Annotated in this window: 17 protein-coding genes; 2 read left to right on the top strand and 15 right to left on the bottom strand. The window is 37.4% G+C overall.

Going from position 1 to position 14,428, the window contains the following annotated elements; translation table 11 throughout:
* Window positions 1–276 precede the first annotated feature (276 nt).
* Window positions 277–1,296, top strand: a complete 1,020-nt coding sequence (locus LCM23_RS01170) for a beta-carotene 15,15'-monooxygenase (RefSeq protein WP_224934808.1) — start codon at window positions 277–279, stop codon at window positions 1,294–1,296.
* 62 nt (window positions 1,297–1,358) lie between these two features.
* On the opposite strand, the gene LCM23_RS01165 is transcribed toward LCM23_RS01170, so the two are convergent.
* The 5 genes from LCM23_RS01165 to LCM23_RS01145 all read right to left on the bottom strand — a co-directional run bounded on the left by LCM23_RS01165 (window position 1,359) and on the right by LCM23_RS01145 (window position 6,391).
* Entirely contained in the window at window positions 1,359–2,555 is a 1,197-nt protein-coding gene (locus LCM23_RS01165; RefSeq protein ID WP_224934806.1) for an aminotransferase-like domain-containing protein, read from the bottom strand.
* A gap of 35 nt (window positions 2,556–2,590) precedes the next feature.
* The gene (locus tag LCM23_RS01160; RefSeq protein ID WP_095370352.1) at window positions 2,591–3,367 is read right to left on the bottom strand and encodes an ABC transporter ATP-binding protein; all 777 of its coding nucleotides are present in this window, start codon (window positions 3,365–3,367) and stop codon (window positions 2,591–2,593) included.
* A gap of 1 nt (window position 3,368) precedes the next feature.
* Window positions 3,369–4,166, bottom strand: a complete 798-nt coding sequence (locus tag LCM23_RS01155) for an ABC transporter permease (protein WP_224934804.1) — start codon at window positions 4,164–4,166, stop codon at window positions 3,369–3,371.
* Between the two features lie 111 nt (window positions 4,167–4,277).
* Window positions 4,278–5,267, bottom strand: coding sequence for an ABC transporter substrate-binding protein (locus LCM23_RS01150; RefSeq protein ID WP_224934802.1), 990 nt, complete (start codon window positions 5,265–5,267; stop codon window positions 4,278–4,280).
* Between the two features lie 29 nt (window positions 5,268–5,296).
* The gene (locus LCM23_RS01145) at window positions 5,297–6,391 is read right to left on the bottom strand and encodes an iron-containing alcohol dehydrogenase family protein (protein WP_224934800.1); all 1,095 of its coding nucleotides are present in this window, start codon (window positions 6,389–6,391) and stop codon (window positions 5,297–5,299) included.
* A gap of 309 nt (window positions 6,392–6,700) precedes the next feature.
* Here LCM23_RS01145 and LCM23_RS01140 point away from each other — a divergent pair, with 309 nt between their 5' ends.
* The gene (locus tag LCM23_RS01140; protein ID WP_224934798.1) at window positions 6,701–7,588 is read left to right on the top strand and encodes a carbohydrate kinase family protein; all 888 of its coding nucleotides are present in this window, start codon (window positions 6,701–6,703) and stop codon (window positions 7,586–7,588) included.
* Between the two features lie 435 nt (window positions 7,589–8,023).
* Here the strand turns inward: LCM23_RS01140 and LCM23_RS01135 are convergent, their stop codons facing one another.
* The 10 genes from LCM23_RS01135 to LCM23_RS01090 form a co-directional block, all read right to left on the bottom strand.
* On the bottom strand, window positions 8,024–8,800 hold the full coding sequence (locus tag LCM23_RS01135; protein ID WP_224934796.1) for a sulfite exporter TauE/SafE family protein: 777 nt from the start codon (window positions 8,798–8,800) through the stop codon (window positions 8,024–8,026).
* 68 nt (window positions 8,801–8,868) lie between these two features.
* Window positions 8,869–9,996 (bottom strand): MBL fold metallo-hydrolase, encoded by a 1,128-nt coding sequence (locus tag LCM23_RS01130; RefSeq protein ID WP_224934794.1) that lies wholly within the window; start codon window positions 9,994–9,996, stop codon window positions 8,869–8,871.
* A gap of 67 nt (window positions 9,997–10,063) precedes the next feature.
* A complete protein-coding gene (locus LCM23_RS01125) occupies window positions 10,064–10,633 on the bottom strand; it encodes a sulfurtransferase TusA family protein (protein ID WP_224934792.1) in 570 nt (189 codons plus the stop codon).
* A 50-nt stretch (window positions 10,634–10,683) separates the two neighbouring features.
* Window positions 10,684–10,980, bottom strand: a complete 297-nt coding sequence (locus tag LCM23_RS01120; RefSeq protein WP_224934790.1) for a rhodanese-like domain-containing protein — start codon at window positions 10,978–10,980, stop codon at window positions 10,684–10,686.
* Window positions 10,981–11,051: 71 nt separating this feature from the next.
* A complete protein-coding gene (locus LCM23_RS01115; protein ID WP_289432995.1) occupies window positions 11,052–11,261 on the bottom strand; it encodes a rhodanese-like domain-containing protein in 210 nt (69 codons plus the stop codon).
* A gap of 18 nt (window positions 11,262–11,279) precedes the next feature.
* Entirely contained in the window at window positions 11,280–11,759 is a 480-nt protein-coding gene (locus tag LCM23_RS01110; protein WP_095370362.1) for a DsrE/DsrF/DrsH-like family protein, read from the bottom strand.
* A gap of 13 nt (window positions 11,760–11,772) precedes the next feature.
* On the bottom strand, window positions 11,773–12,000 hold the full coding sequence (locus LCM23_RS01105) for a sulfurtransferase TusA family protein (RefSeq protein WP_224934787.1): 228 nt from the start codon (window positions 11,998–12,000) through the stop codon (window positions 11,773–11,775).
* A gap of 78 nt (window positions 12,001–12,078) precedes the next feature.
* Entirely contained in the window at window positions 12,079–12,336 is a 258-nt protein-coding gene (locus tag LCM23_RS01100; RefSeq protein ID WP_095370364.1) for a metal-sensitive transcriptional regulator, read from the bottom strand.
* Between the two features lie 74 nt (window positions 12,337–12,410).
* Entirely contained in the window at window positions 12,411–13,034 is a 624-nt protein-coding gene (locus tag LCM23_RS01095; protein WP_224934785.1) for a M15 family metallopeptidase, read from the bottom strand.
* A 245-nt stretch (window positions 13,035–13,279) separates the two neighbouring features.
* Window positions 13,280–14,383, bottom strand: a complete 1,104-nt coding sequence (locus LCM23_RS01090; RefSeq protein WP_224934783.1) for a threonine synthase — start codon at window positions 14,381–14,383, stop codon at window positions 13,280–13,282.
* Window positions 14,384–14,428: the final 45 nt, after the last annotated feature.

The following is a 14,428-nucleotide window of genomic DNA, read 5'->3' as shown; positions in this document are numbered from 1 at the left end:
GTTGCTCATAATGGTATTGTAAATAAATGTTTAAAAAGTAAAATCAATATGAACGTCTTTTATAGAAATCCTTCCCCGTCCGAAAACGCGAAACTCAAAGACTCCTGATCAAACACTTTGAATGACAAAAATGCATTAGTCCCTTTATTTTACGGCTCTGTTTTCTTTTGTACTTTCCTTTCACATCCGTACTTCAATTATCCTGCTCATTCATTTTTTATTTGGAAGCCCCTTCTGTTCATATGGTATAATTTAACTAAATGGGAGTGATAAGACATGAAAACCATAAACAAAGGGAAGTATCTGTGGCTTTTTTTATTACTGGCGGTTCTCTTTTTCAATACCCTTCTGTATCAGACCTCAGTTGGTGCATTGATTCTACCGGCAAATGCGCAAGACGTTGTTTTGGGTTCATTGATTGACTTCATGATCATGTTGCCATTATTTTTCATGTTATATAAAGGGAAGTTTTCTTTAAAATCTGCATTGTTACTTTGTGCGAGTGGCTGCCTTTTGGCAAGATTGATTATACCAGCGGAATTGCTCGCGCCGTATTCCTCTTTTGTATGGGGCGTTATTTTAATCGAGGTTATATTTATTTCTTTAGAACTTTTACTTATTGTAACCTTTATAAAGTATATGCCACAAATTATTAAGGAAGTAAAACAAAGCTCATTACCAACTGTGTTCTCATATTCATATGCTGTTGATCACTACACGAAGAAGTATCAGATTATTCGTATTGTTTGTTCAGAATGTTTAATGTTCTATTATGCTTTTGCTAGTTGGAAAAAAACACCGCGAGAGGGCATAACACTTTATAAAAACTCCAGTTATATTGCTTTTCAGATTATGCTTATCCATGCCATCCTTATTGAAACTATCGCTATTCATTGGTTAATCCATCAGTATTCTATCGTTTTATCAATAATCCTATTTATCAGCAATGTGTATGCTGTTATTTTTTTCATTGGTGACATACAAGCAATGAAATTAAACCCTATTTATTATCAAAACGGCACTCTATACCTATCACTCGGATTAGTGAAACGAGTGGTTATTCCAATTGAAGATATTAAAACACTGATGGAGGAAAAGTCAGTACTTCAAGGGAAATTATCAAAGGATACCGTTGAATTTATGACTAGAGATTTAGAAAAAGTGTACCCAGATATCATTCTAGAACTAAAGGAACCTGTTCATGTAACTTATTTTATGGGATTTAAGAAAGCCTATAAAAAAGTAGCGATTCGCTCTGATTCTCCTTTACAGTTGAAAGAGTGGCTCACTTTATAAATCATCTTCACACCTTCAAACCTAATAAGAGCGTGCACCTCAGGATTGTGCACGCTCCTACCTTATTTATTGATTTCTTCTGCCACTACATGACTTAGAATTTCGATTCCCTTTTTAATTTCCTCTTTACTCGCATAGCTAAATGATAAACGTAAGAAGCTTTTGCCCTCGTCTTGGTGTAAGAAGAAGTATTGGCCCGGTACGTATGCTACGCCTGCTTGTTTCGCTTTCGCAAGCATAGCCGTTGTATCGACCCCAGGCACTTCAATCCACATAAAGTAACCACCTTCTGGGCGGTACCATTTCACACCCTCAGGCATGAAATGAATCAATGCTTCATATAAAATGACTGCCTTTTCTTCATATTTTTCTGTTAGTAAAACAGAACGATGGGCTAAATTCACTTTTTCTAGATAAGCAGACATCACCGACTGGGCAAAGGGATGCTCTAAATCTTTCTTGAACCAGAAAAGCGCTTCTATCCACTCACTATGTGCAGCGATCCAGCCAACACGCATGCCTGGAGCGACTACTTTTGATAGCGAGCCGACATAAAATACACGATCCTCTTCATCTAATGATTTTAATGTTGTTGGACTTTCTCCAAACGCAAGCTCACCGTAGGCATCATCTTCAAGAATGAGAAAATCATACTCTATTGCTAGTTTGATTAATTTCTCCCGCCTAGCGAAAGATAACGTCGTGCCTGTTGGATTTTGGAAGGTTGGAATTGTATAGAGAAGCTTTGGAAGAGGTTCTTCCTTCTTCGTCCTTTCGATTAATATCTCTTCCAATTGTTTCGTGTCCAAACCATCTGCATCAATAGGGATTGTGATGATGTTTTTCGTGTAATTTTGGAAGATTTCCAGTGCCTCCATATAAGTCGGTGACTCGACGATAATGAAGGCATTTTCATCTAATAAAATACGAGCAATAAGATCGATGGCCTGACAAGCACCTGAAGTCACAAGTACTTCATCCTCTTGCACTTCCATCTTTCGTTCGTTCATACGCTCGATCAATTGTGTTCTTAATTGATCAATTCTTGGACTACCAATATAGTGAAGCGGCAAATCTTGTTCTTCTGTCAATAATCGTTCTGTAGCTTCCTTTAATTCAGTTGACGGAACAAGGTTAGCAGCCGGATAACCCGAGTTCAGGCGAATACATCCTTCCGGTACTGCTGACATCCATGACCCTGGAGGTATATTGCTGAGGGCCTGCTTAACGACCTCAGGGAAATAGGCTTCTCTCTTCAATTGTACCAAGCACCTTTCTGTTTTCATTTATAAAATTAAATAGATTTTAAGCTTTCTTCTCGTATTAATGATAACAGTTCTTCTTTGTATTGTGCGAATTGATTTGTCGCTTTCACACTAAAGTCTCTTGGTCTAGCAATATCAATCGGTACCTTTTTCTTCAGCCTTCCTGGTCTAGCTGTCATTACATAAACCGAATCGGCTAGAAAAATTGATTCATCGACATCATGCGTAATAAAGAGAATCGTTTTCTTCGACTTTTCCCATGCCTTTAATAAAACCTCTTGCATAATATTTCTTGTTTGCGCATCAAGTGCACCAAATGGTTCGTCCATTAATAATACCTTCGGGTCATTTGCTAACGCACGAGCGATGGCCACACGCTGTTTCATCCCTCCAGAAAGTTGAACAGGATAGTGATTCTCAAATCCCTCTAATCCAATTAATTGAAGATAATGACGAGCGAGATCATCTCTTTCCTTTTGTTTTGCTCCCTTTAATTTTAAGCCAAAAGAGATATTTTCTTTTACCGTCAACCAAGGATATAGAGTATACGATTGGAATACCATGCCTCTATCTGGGCCAGGCCCATCGATAGGTTGGCCATCTAATAATACCTCACCGGTTGTCGCTTCCTCTAAACCAGCAACAATTCTTAATACGGTTGATTTACCACAACCGGAGGGACCAAGAATCGTAACAAATTCACCATCATCAATGGTAAAGGATGTTTTTTGTAGTGCGGTTGTGTCGCCGCTTTTTGTTCTAAATATTTTATCCACATCTTTAATTTCAAGCTTCGGTGTAGTCATATTACAATCCTTCCTTTCTCATCCATGAAAAAGATTTACGGTAAATCCATTTAAAGATGAGGTCAGTCAATAATCCTAATAAACCAATGATCAAAATACCAACAATAATTTTATCAGGTTGTAGGAATCTTGATGCCTGCATAATCATATAGCCGATTCCACTGGAAGCACCAACAATCTCTGCCACAACTAAATAAGTCCACGCCCATCCAAATGTAATTCTTAATGTATCCACAATCCCAGGCATGGTTGCCGGGAGTATCACTCTCGTAAATACTTGTAACTTAGAGGCACCTAATGTATAAGAAACATCAATCAAATCATTATGCACATTCTTTGTTACATCCATGATCATTAACGTTAATTGAAAGAATGTTCCGAGAAAGATAACACTCATTTTTTGCGTCTCTCCAAGACCAATCCATAAAATTAATAATGGAATAAACGCTGAAGCTGGCATATAACGAATAAAACCTATGAGTGGCTCAAATGCGCCTTGCATAATTCTTAGAGAACCCATTAATATCCCAAGAGGTACACCAATTAAGGCCGCCACTAAAAAACCGACTAATACTCTTGAAAAACTAATGCCTATATCTGAAAGAAGATTTCCATTGCTAAATAAATCTATGCCTGTGGTTAATACCGCTGTAGGTGTTGGTAAAAACAACGGGTTAACGAGCCCAGTATAAGTAATTCCTGCCCATATTCCTAATACAATAAGAAAAGTGATAATGCCGACTGATGAATAAAGGGACTTTGGAATTTCTTTATTCGGGGTTAATAATTTTCCTAACATTTTTTCTCACCCATTTTCTAATTTTTCCTTCTTCAACCAATTACCAGAGATAAAAATAACCTGAGCCTAACCGCTGACTGCTTGCGGTTAGGCTCCGAATAATTCATATCATTACTTGATAAAAGTAGGGTTAATAATATCTTCTGCTGCTGGCTCAGCTGTAATAATCTCTTGTTCTTTATAGAACTTTGCCGCGTTTTCAGTCGATTGGTAAATGCCGCCTTTAGCGTCTTCTGTACCAAATAATTCCTTATTCGCCTCATTATCCAAGAACTTTAATCCTTCTGCCGTTGCAACAAATTCTTCTACATCAATTTTTAAGCCTTTTGCCATTATTTCATTCGCTTCATCTTCGTTTTCTTTCCAGTAGTCCATTGCTTGACCCATGGCTGTTACAAATGCTTGTACATCTTCAGGACGCTCTTCAATGACTTTTTCCGTGAAACTAACTGTATCAACAATAATACCAGGAAGATCTTTCGTAGTTAGTAATACTTTACCGTTAGCTTCAGAACCGTTAGATAACCAAGGCTCCCAAGTAACTGCTGCGTCTACTTTACCAGCCGCAAAAGCCGCTCCTGCATCCCCAGCAGACATTGATACAACTTCAACATCTTCTTCAGTTAAGCCCCCATCTTTTAGTGCGGTTAAAGCTAACATATGACTTGTAGACCCGACTTCAAAAGCAACTTGCTTGCCTTTTAAGTCACTGATTTCTTTCATATCATCTTTGACTAAAATACCGTCTCCACCGTAAGAATCATCCAATAACCATACCACATTTAAAGGAATATCTGATGCAGCTAATGATACTTGCACATCAAGTGCAGTAGCCATTCCATCTATTTGTCCGCTTGCTAGGGCTTGTTTTCTTTCTCCAAGACCTTCAACAATTGAAAGTTCAACATCAATTCCATTTTCTTCAAAGTAACCTTTTTCCTTTGCTAAAAATAGCGGTCCATAACCTGTCCATGTGGGTAAAGTAACTTTTAATGGTTCTTTGTTTTCGCCAGAACCCTCTTCAGATTCACCTGATCCGCCGCAAGCGGCTAATGTCACAGCAAGGACCATCATTGTGATTGCTAAAAACCATTTTTTCATGACTCATTTTCCTCCATTAACCATTCTATTTATTTTCTTAACATGTCTTTTCCATATTCATCTGCTTGCTTGACAGCTGTGATAACCATATCTGGTGTAACAGCAAATGGCATATTCTCCATATCTTCAATAGTCACTGAAACGTCTCCAAGTTCCTGCCACTGTGATTCAGACAATTCAGGCACATTCATTTGCTGTAGTGTATATGGTAGATTCACTTTTTGATAGTAAGCTATTAACTCTTTGATTTCGCTTTCTTCTTCATTTTCCATTGCTAGCATCGCTAAAATACCAAAAGCAACAATTTCACCATGATACGTTTCATGTATTTCTGGGAAGATTGTCAATCCAGAGTAAATGGCATGCGCACCCGCAGTTCGACAATCATCTCCGCCATACCCACTCACACTTCCACTGATTAACAGAATCGCATCAATCATATCTTCAAGCTCAGTTGACAATTCCTTATTTTTCATAGATGCAACTGATTGCTCACCGATTGCTAACATCGTTTTGTATAACTGATTAGCAATAGCAATCGCTGTTTGGTTCCTTGCATTTGGTGTTGCTTTTTTAACTGATGTCTTCGTTTCAAACCACTTAGCTAACGTATCACCAATTCCAGCAATTAAATATCGAACAGGCGAGTGCAAAATAACTGTTGAGTCAACAACAACCATTTCTGGCACCTTCGCATCACGACTGATGGCAAGAAATTCACCTTGTTCACTATATGTAATCCAAATAGGAGTCGTTGCTGCGCATGTCGCTGCAATCGTCGGGAGTGCAACAAGAGGTTTATTTACGTGTGCGGCTACTGCCTTAACAGTATCAATCGCTTTCCCTCCTCCACATACAAGGATGACATCATAGTCGATTGTACTGAGTTCTTCTATTAATCTCTCAACATTTTCTCTAGAAGATTCTCCACCGTACCAAATGGAAGCAGCTAGTGTCATTCCCTCATTATTGAAACTGTCTCTTACATGACTTTCTACTATTTCACGACTCTTTATCCCACCAATAAGGACGACTTTTTCTCCATATTTCTTTACATTACTGCCAATTTTCATAAGTGCGTTTGGCTCTCTTATATACTCTGGTGTACCTACTGTTATTTTCATTAGAAAGAACCCTTTCTATCCAATTGCATAGATATGAATATTTATTAATTTTATTTAATCAATATACGACTTTCCACCTAAGCTGTCAATGAAAAATTGCGATTTCACCCTGATAATATTTGTTGTACCAGTTAGTAGTTAATTAATATAAATAAAGTGATTTTTCTAAGTTCTTATAAAGATAACTTTTTGAAAATAAAAACGAATGGTTTGTGGAAAAAGAGGAGGACATTTTGTGACTTGGAAGGCAGAGATAAATACAAAGTTATAGTATAATCAGCCTTATCAAAAACGATGGGAGACCTGATTGTGAAAAGTAAAGGTGTGATTTCTTTCGGTGAAGTAATCATGGACCGCATTATTTCACCTAATAGCCAATCATTCATGAAAGTAGGAGGAGCAACCGCCAATGTAGCCATCCGTCTAGCTAGGAAAAGTGTTCCTACCTTTTATATGACAAAAATAGGTACTGATGAGCATAGTCAATATGCCAAACAGCAATTAGAAGATGAAGGCATCGACCTGTCTGGTACCATTACATCAGTTAATAAAAAGTTATGTATCGTATCAATTGTGCAAGAGGATGGAGAGCGTGAATTTCAATCTTACGAAAATGACACCCCTCATATATGGTTAGAAGCAAACGAGTTGAATGAAAGCATCTATCAAAAAACGCATATCTCCTATTTCGGTTCCGGAACGCTTTTTCATGACATTGCAAAGAAGACAAGCTTTAAAGCACTTAAACTAGCAAAGAAATATCAGCATTTCATCGTCATGGATGCAAATATCCGTTTAAAGAGATGGAAGAATGAATCAGATTGTAGAAAGACAATCAATGCCTTTTTAAAAGAGGCAGATCTAATTAAAATGACAGAGGAAGAGCTGCTATTTCTTTGTAAAGCCAAAGACTATAGAACAGCATTACAACAGCTTTCTTCATGGTCGAATCAGTGGATAATGATTACAAGGGGCCGTTTAGGTGCAACATTACTTCATAAAGAGAAGAGTATAACCGTTGAAGCACCTACCGTAGATGTTGTTGATACAACTGGAGCAGGAGATGCCTTCTTATCGAGTATTTTGCACGATATTTATTATCACGGGATTCCATCAGACGAGCTGGAATGGAAACATGTACTCCTTCGAGCAAATACAGAAGGAGCACATGCTGTTTCTATTTTCGGTGCTTATTAAATAGTCTACCATTTAAAGCAAAGACAATCATAAGCTGAGGCAGAGTGGGTAATGCCTCTTCATTTATATTGAACTTGGGATGATGGTTTAGGATAGCGACTATTTTCACTTCATCCCAACATTTACAAACGCAACAACCTTCCCTTTATATAAATCCAAAATCTTTTAGCTCCCGTTGAAGGTTCTAGCTCGGAAAAAGTATCCTTTCAAACGGTTCATCAACCATTTCCTTTACCTTTAGAAACTTTCGGCATGATGATATACGGGAGGCTTCCCTGGTATGAAATGACATGTTTAATAATTGATGAAATGTTAGTTCGTTATCTACTCAAATTGCGACGCGCTCAGCTTCTACTTTTCCTTCGAATGCGGCGATTCCCTACTCAATCTCGTATCAATATGAAAGCAGTGATTCATCGGCTCATCACTACCTTTTCAAAAAATATCTACCCATATTTTCACCGCTGTAGCTAGTATTAATAATGCGAGAATCATTTGCAACACTTTTGTATTCATCTTTTTACCAGCCATTGCACCTAAAGGTGAAGCAATTAAACTAGCAATAACCATGATGATTGCAGGATAATAGTCAACTTGCCCAGTAGTGACTTTCCCAACAGTTGCACCAATGGATGATATTAAGGTAATAGCAAGAGAAGAAGCAATCGTCATTTTTGTTGGGATTCTTAATACGGTTAACATGATTGGGACTAATAAAAAGGCACCTGCAGCCCCAACAATCCCTGCTGCCACACCGACGACAAGCGCAAGAGCTGCTGCTAACCATTTATTAAAAGTGACCTGATCAAATGGGATATCATCTATTCCTTTTTTAGGTATAAACATCATAACTGCAGCAATTAAAGCAAGTATACCGTATACGAGATTAATGCCACCTTCTGACATGAGCTTCGATCCATAACCGCCTATAAAACTACCTATTAAAATACTAGCCCCCATATAAATGATTAATGTTTTATTCAAATATCCACCTTTACGATATGCCCAAACCCCGCCAATCGTAGCGAAGAAAACCTGGACAGCACTAATACCTGACACTTCATGCGCAGTAAAAGTCGCGACACCTAGTAATGGTGGAATATATAATAGCATCGGATATTTAATGATAGAACCACCGATACCTAGTAATCCTGATAAGTAAGAGCCAATAAAACCAATTAAAAATATCGTCACAATAAATGCTAAATCCATTATGCTCATCTCCTTAAAGCTGACCTAAAAAAGGGACCCATCTCCGGTCCCTCTATATGAATATTTCTTTATCTCACCGCACAGCGATTGGGTCCAATCTCCATCTCTCTTTGTTTATCATTATCTGGAGTGATTTTCCCCATATTTGTTTGACGTATTTCTTGATACGCATTGGGTTGCGGTGGGAGATTTTCAGTGACAATCTTTCTAAATTCACTTTCATCCTCAATATTTAACCCATGGTTCTGTTTAAAAAGCACACCTAACTTCCCGGCCACACTGCCATCATCATTCAATTCATCAATCATCATAAAATGGGCAGGTAAAACGATGAGTTCACTTGATAGTTGTTTATATCGCTTATATAAACTCTCACGTAAATCTCCAACCCAGTCATCTGCAAGCCCAGCTAAATCGGGTCTACCGATAGAATCAATAAACAATATATCACCTGTTAATAAATAGCGTTCATCTACGACAAATGAAGTCGAGCCAATGGTATGTCCCGGTGAATAAAGGGCATGAATATTGATAGATGTTTCTCCAATTTTCACTTCACTACCATCTTCTAGTTTGGCATAATTGAATGTTACTTCTTCTGCATCTTTGGGTGGTAACCAATAAACAGCGTCCATCTTTGCTGCGATGTCACGTCCGCCAGAAATATGGTCTGCATGTAAATGCGTATCAAAAACATGCGTAATTTTCACCTTTTTTTCTTTGGCAAAATCAAGATATACATCTATCATTCTCGTAGCATCGATAATTGCTGCTTCACCATCTGAAATGACCATATAAGAAAGACAGCCTTTACCCATACGAACGAATTGATACATTTCTCCTCCTGTACTCAATTCCCCTACTTTAACAGGCTCTAAATGCTCACTCCATGCTTTCATTCCACCTTCTAAATAACTGACTTCCAGCCCTTCATCTGATAGCATTTCCGCCACCATTATGGAAGAGCCTTCTTTCGCACATACAACTAAGATAACTTGATCTTTAGGCAGCTGCTCAATAATGCCTTCTACACCGTCTAATAGTTCAAAGTAAGGTATATTCAAGTAGTTAAAATCATGACCTTCTACCTTCCAATCTTGAAAATCAGCTTCATTACGAACATCTAGAATAAATAATGGCTCTTTATTAACTATCATCGTTGTTAATTCACTTGCTTTCATTTTTTTAAAAGACATCATTATACCCCCAATGGTATTTATTATTTCAAAATTTTTTGTGTTACTACCATGATTCATTGATTATTTAAATTCCTTCCACTTTCCCACTCCAGCTATTCATACCTGGCACAACATTGACTGCTTTAAATTCCTTACTTTCTAAAAGTTGTGCCGCCATATCACTTCGGTTACCGGTACGACAAATAACATAAATAGGCTCATCTTGATTAAGTTTATTTAGTTCTTGCTGCAAACGTCCAAAAGGCACAGATAGCGCACCAGGTATGTGACCAAAAGCATACTCTGCTTCTTCTCGAACATCTAGAATCTGTAAAGACTCCCCCTTAGCGATTTTCTCTGTCAGCTCATCATTCTTAATGACATGTGGATGGTGCCGTTCTGGTTGTTCCTCATATTCAGAAGCCTTACGAACATAATGCTTTAGTACTTCCCCTTCCTCTACAGTACCTAGATATTGATGTCCTGTACTTTCAGACCAAGCTTTGAGGTCAGCTTTAGACCCTTTGTCAGTTGCTAGAATTTCCATTACCTGCCCTGCCTCTAATTCCTTCATGGCCTTTTTTGTCCGGACAATTGGCATCGGACAAGCTAACCCTTTTGCGTCGACTGTTTGATTTGCTTTCACTTCATTCATCTTTGGCCCTCCTTATATACCTACATGGGTATATTTAAATGTAAAAAAAATTATATTACCTTGCCATCCCATGCGAGCATTCCACCTGACATGTTCTTCACACGATAACCATGTTGTTCTAATAAAGCTGTTGCTTGCCCACTTCTTGCCCCTGAACGACAAACCATTATATAATCTTTTGATTTATCTAATTCATGCATTCGGAACTCCAATAATCGTAATGGTATATGAATGGCTGATGGAATTTTTCCTTGTTCTACTTCTTCCACTTCTCTTACATCCACAATGCTCACATCATGGTTGTTTTGTAAGAGGTCTTTAACACTTTCTGGTGATACTTGAATCATAATAAAACTCCTCTCTTACCAGGCATTCATCCCGCCCTTTATATTTGTGATTTTTGTATACCCTAGTTTCTTCAATTGCTGCAACGGATCTTTTGGAATGAAGGAATAGATCTACCTTTAAACTCTGAATGAGTTCGTACATCAACAAACTGTTTTTCCTTATCTTTTAACACCATTCGTAAATCGGCAGTTGAAATCTGCTTTATTCCTTTCACTGAAATAAAACGTGTAAGAAAAAAGGCAGTAATAAAGAATAAAAGGACATCATTGATTATTTCCATTTCATATCCCCCTATTGATTAGATAAATAAATTCACATTCCCATCTTCAGCATCGGCTAAATAAGCAGCTACACCTGCATACTCAATACCGTCTAATAGTTCCTCCTGTTGTAACCCCAACAAATCCATTGTCATTGTACAAGCAACCAGTTTGATATCCTGTTCTTGTGCCATTTCAATTAAATTAGGGAGAGGGACTGCATTATGTTTTTTCATCACATTTTTAATTAATTTTGGGCCCATACCTGCAAAGTGCATATTAGATAGCCCCATATTATCGGCACCTCTAGGCATCATTTTTGCAAACATCTTTTCCATAAAACCTTTTTTTACTGGTACTAACTCTTCTTTTCTTAAAGCATTTAATCCCCAAAAAGTGTGAAAAATTGTTACTTCATGATCGTAAGCTGCTGCACCATTAGCAATAATATAAGCAGCCATAGCTTTATCATAGTCCCCACTAAATAAGATAATGGTTGTTTTTTTCTTTTCTACCATAATAGCCTCCTTCTTACCCTTTTTTAATCCAAAATTTAAAAACATTATTTTCTTCAGTATGATCGACTAATTCATGGCCACCAGATTTAGCCCATGCTGTTAGATCACTCTTTGCTCCTTTATCTGTTGCGTGAATTTCTAAAACCTCACCACTTTCCATGTCATTCATTGCCTTTTTCGTTTTCACAATCGGCATGGGACACGCCAGCCCTTTGGCATCTAATACTTTGTTTGCATTCATTATTATTTCCTCCTTTTTGATATACACATACCCCTATAGGTATAATAAAAGATAAAAAAATATATTGTCAAGAGAACTCTATCTACTTTTTACTAACATCGATACCGCCTCTTTTACCATTTCTTCATTACTTGATCCTTCAGTCCCATTTAGTACGCATTCAACTAAATTATTGCTGACGATTAAACCAATCGTCCGATCTGCTGCAGAACGAACAGCTGAGAGTTGTGTTACAATTTCCCGACAATCTTTATTATCTTCCATCATTTTTACGATACCGCGTAATTGTCCTTCCATTCTTTTTACACGGTTGATCATTTGTCGATTATATTTCATTAATGCCTCCCTCCTTACAACAACCATCATATACCCCTACAGGTATAGTGTCAAATGGAAGTAAATGGAAAATATTAAATTTCTAATATCCCTTTAAAATATTTTTTTGCTCCAACCTTATTTGCCCAGCTTTTTGTTCCATATTCATAATGCCACCACTCATCTATATTCGAGATAAAACCAGCATTCAACATCGTTCTTTTTAATAGTTTTCTATTGGCTAGGTATATATTTTCGAGAGAGGTCAATGTTTTTTTTCCCTCAAAATAATCTAACTGCGACCTTTCATGAAATTCATCAAATTCACTTCCCATTGGTAAGGGCCCATTGCCATCAAATAAGGTAAGGTCAACTGCTCCACCACTTAAATGCGGAGAAGGATGATCAATATCTTTTGTAGGCTTAGCCACATATTTTGTTAGTTCCCTTTCTAAAGAAACACCTTGGAACCCCTTTAGCATTAATTCCTTCTTTGTCGCTTCATAAATGGCAAGCTGTGTATCAAAAGAGCGCCACCCATCCCATACGTGTACCCCGATTCCTTCCGGTAGAAAAGTAACTACTTTCAAAAGTTGAGTAGCAATCTCACTTCTCACATAGCATTCGTTATAAGTCCCGTTTAGTCCCATTTTGTAGTAGTACGGTTCGATTTTGATTCTATCCGATAAACGAGAGAGCGGCACCAGTCGTTCGGTCATTCTTTGTTCACCTCTTTTTACGTCTTTTTCTATCTTTAATTTAGTACCTTCACGTCTCTGTTATTCTTTAAGAATAAGCCTCTTTTTTTACGTTATGATAATCCATTTCCCTACCCTAGCCATCTTTTTTTCATTCATTAAATCCTTTCAATTGATTTATTATCTGACCTATTGTTCCACCTGCTGAAAACCCTTTTCCCTATAAAAGCTCTACTTAGTCTATTCATCTTGATAATCGTCTGGTTTTATTTTGATTTAATTCCTGCTCCACAAAGCGGTATGACTATTTTTTCTTCTGCTTTCTTTTTATACTTCATGTATCCCGCATAGTTTACTGCTGATGTTACTTCCACATAAAACCCTTTCTCACTAAGTTTTGCTCGTGCATTTAGAATTTCATCTTCTTTAACTTGAATAAAAGTGCCATTCGTATTTCGTACAGCTTCTAAAATTTGTTTAGAACGAGCTGGAGCAGCAATAGCTATCCCTTCAGCTAAAGTGCCTCTATTTTTTATAGGTTGTGCTGATTCTTTCCCGTTTTGGTAAGCTTTCACAAGGGGTGCACAATTCTCTGCTTGAATGGCAACGATCTTAGGCATGTGATCAATTAATCCATTTTCAAATAACTCCTTAAAGCCATAATAAGCACCAAGGAGAAGTGTGCCGTTTCCGACCGGAATAATTAGTGTATCAGGCACCCCACTAAGTTGTTCATAAATTTCATAGGCATATGTTTTCGTGCCTTCATAAAAATATGGATTATACACGTGGCTTGCGTAAAAAACTTTTTCACTATCTACGGCATTTTGTGCAGCGGCTGCAATTTCCTCACGAGTACCATGAATTTCTTTAATCGATGCTCCATGTGCTTTTATTTGAGCTATCTTTTTGGGTGAAGTCTCATCACTTAGATATATATCACAAGCAATATTACAACGTGCTGCATAAGCTGCAATTGCTGTACCTGCATTACCACTACTATCAGCAATTACTTTTGTAACCCCTAATTCCTTTGCCTTTGCCATCAAAACAACGGCCCCGCGATCTTTAAAAGATAGGGTAGGCATCATATAATCAACTTTTACATACACATTTGGCTCTATAGGATCCAAAACGATTAAAGGTGATTGACCTTCCCCCATTGTAACGGATTCCCATGTCTTTGAATCCTTTGAAAAAGGCATGGTTTCAAAGTAACGCCATAATGAGTTAGGATAATTATTCCAAGCTGTCATATCAACTCTTGGGGTATCTTTTACTATATTTAATACACCACCACATTCACATTTCCATATAGTTGACGTCATCTCATAATTTTTTTCACAGCTGTTACAAATAAATTGTTCCATTAATACTTCCGACCCTTCGAAAATTTTTATATAAAATAGATTTTT

The sequence above is a fragment of the Cytobacillus kochii genome, from assembly GCF_020171845.1.
Lineage (GTDB): Bacteria > Bacillota > Bacilli > Bacillales > Cytobacillaceae > Cytobacillus > Cytobacillus kochii.
This window is presented reverse-complemented; position numbering and strand designations above follow the sequence as displayed.

What these genes read in the sequence shown, in the direction of transcription:
- LCM23_RS01125 (WP_224934792.1), bottom strand. Translation starts at nt 10,633, where the DNA reads ATGAATGAAGTGAAAGCAAATCAAACAGTCGACGCAAAAGGGTTAGCT.
- LCM23_RS01150 (WP_224934802.1), bottom strand. Translation starts at nt 5,267, where the DNA reads ATGAAAAAATGGTTTTTAGCAATCACAATGATGGTCCTTGCTGTGACA.
- LCM23_RS01105 (WP_224934787.1), bottom strand. Translation starts at nt 12,000, where the DNA reads ATGAATGCAAACAAAGTATTAGATGCCAAAGGGCTGGCGTGTCCCATG.
- LCM23_RS01170 (WP_224934808.1), top strand. Translation starts at nt 277, where the DNA reads ATGAAAACCATAAACAAAGGGAAGTATCTGTGGCTTTTTTTATTACTG.
- LCM23_RS01160 (WP_095370352.1), bottom strand. Translation starts at nt 3,367, where the DNA reads ATGACTACACCGAAGCTTGAAATTAAAGATGTGGATAAAATATTTAGA.
- LCM23_RS01090 (WP_224934783.1), bottom strand. Translation starts at nt 14,383, where the DNA reads ATGGAACAATTTATTTGTAACAGCTGTGAAAAAAATTATGAGATGACG.
- LCM23_RS01095 (WP_224934785.1), bottom strand. Translation starts at nt 13,034, where the DNA reads ATGACCGAACGACTGGTGCCGCTCTCTCGTTTATCGGATAGAATCAAA.
- LCM23_RS01120 (WP_224934790.1), bottom strand. Translation starts at nt 10,980, where the DNA reads ATGATTCAAGTATCACCAGAAAGTGTTAAAGACCTCTTACAAAACAAC.
- LCM23_RS01110 (WP_095370362.1), bottom strand. Translation starts at nt 11,759, where the DNA reads ATGGTAGAAAAGAAAAAAACAACCATTATCTTATTTAGTGGGGACTAT.
- LCM23_RS01155 (WP_224934804.1), bottom strand. Translation starts at nt 4,166, where the DNA reads ATGTTAGGAAAATTATTAACCCCGAATAAAGAAATTCCAAAGTCCCTT.
- LCM23_RS01115 (WP_289432995.1), bottom strand. Translation starts at nt 11,261, where the DNA reads ATGGAAATAATCAATGATGTCCTTTTATTCTTTATTACTGCCTTTTTT.
- LCM23_RS01135 (WP_224934796.1), bottom strand. Translation starts at nt 8,800, where the DNA reads ATGGATTTAGCATTTATTGTGACGATATTTTTAATTGGTTTTATTGGC.
- LCM23_RS01130 (WP_224934794.1), bottom strand. Translation starts at nt 9,996, where the DNA reads ATGTCTTTTAAAAAAATGAAAGCAAGTGAATTAACAACGATGATAGTT.
- LCM23_RS01100 (WP_095370364.1), bottom strand. Translation starts at nt 12,336, where the DNA reads ATGAAATATAATCGACAAATGATCAACCGTGTAAAAAGAATGGAAGGA.
- LCM23_RS01145 (WP_224934800.1), bottom strand. Translation starts at nt 6,391, where the DNA reads ATGAAAATAACAGTAGGTACACCAGAGTATATAAGAGAGCCAAACGCA.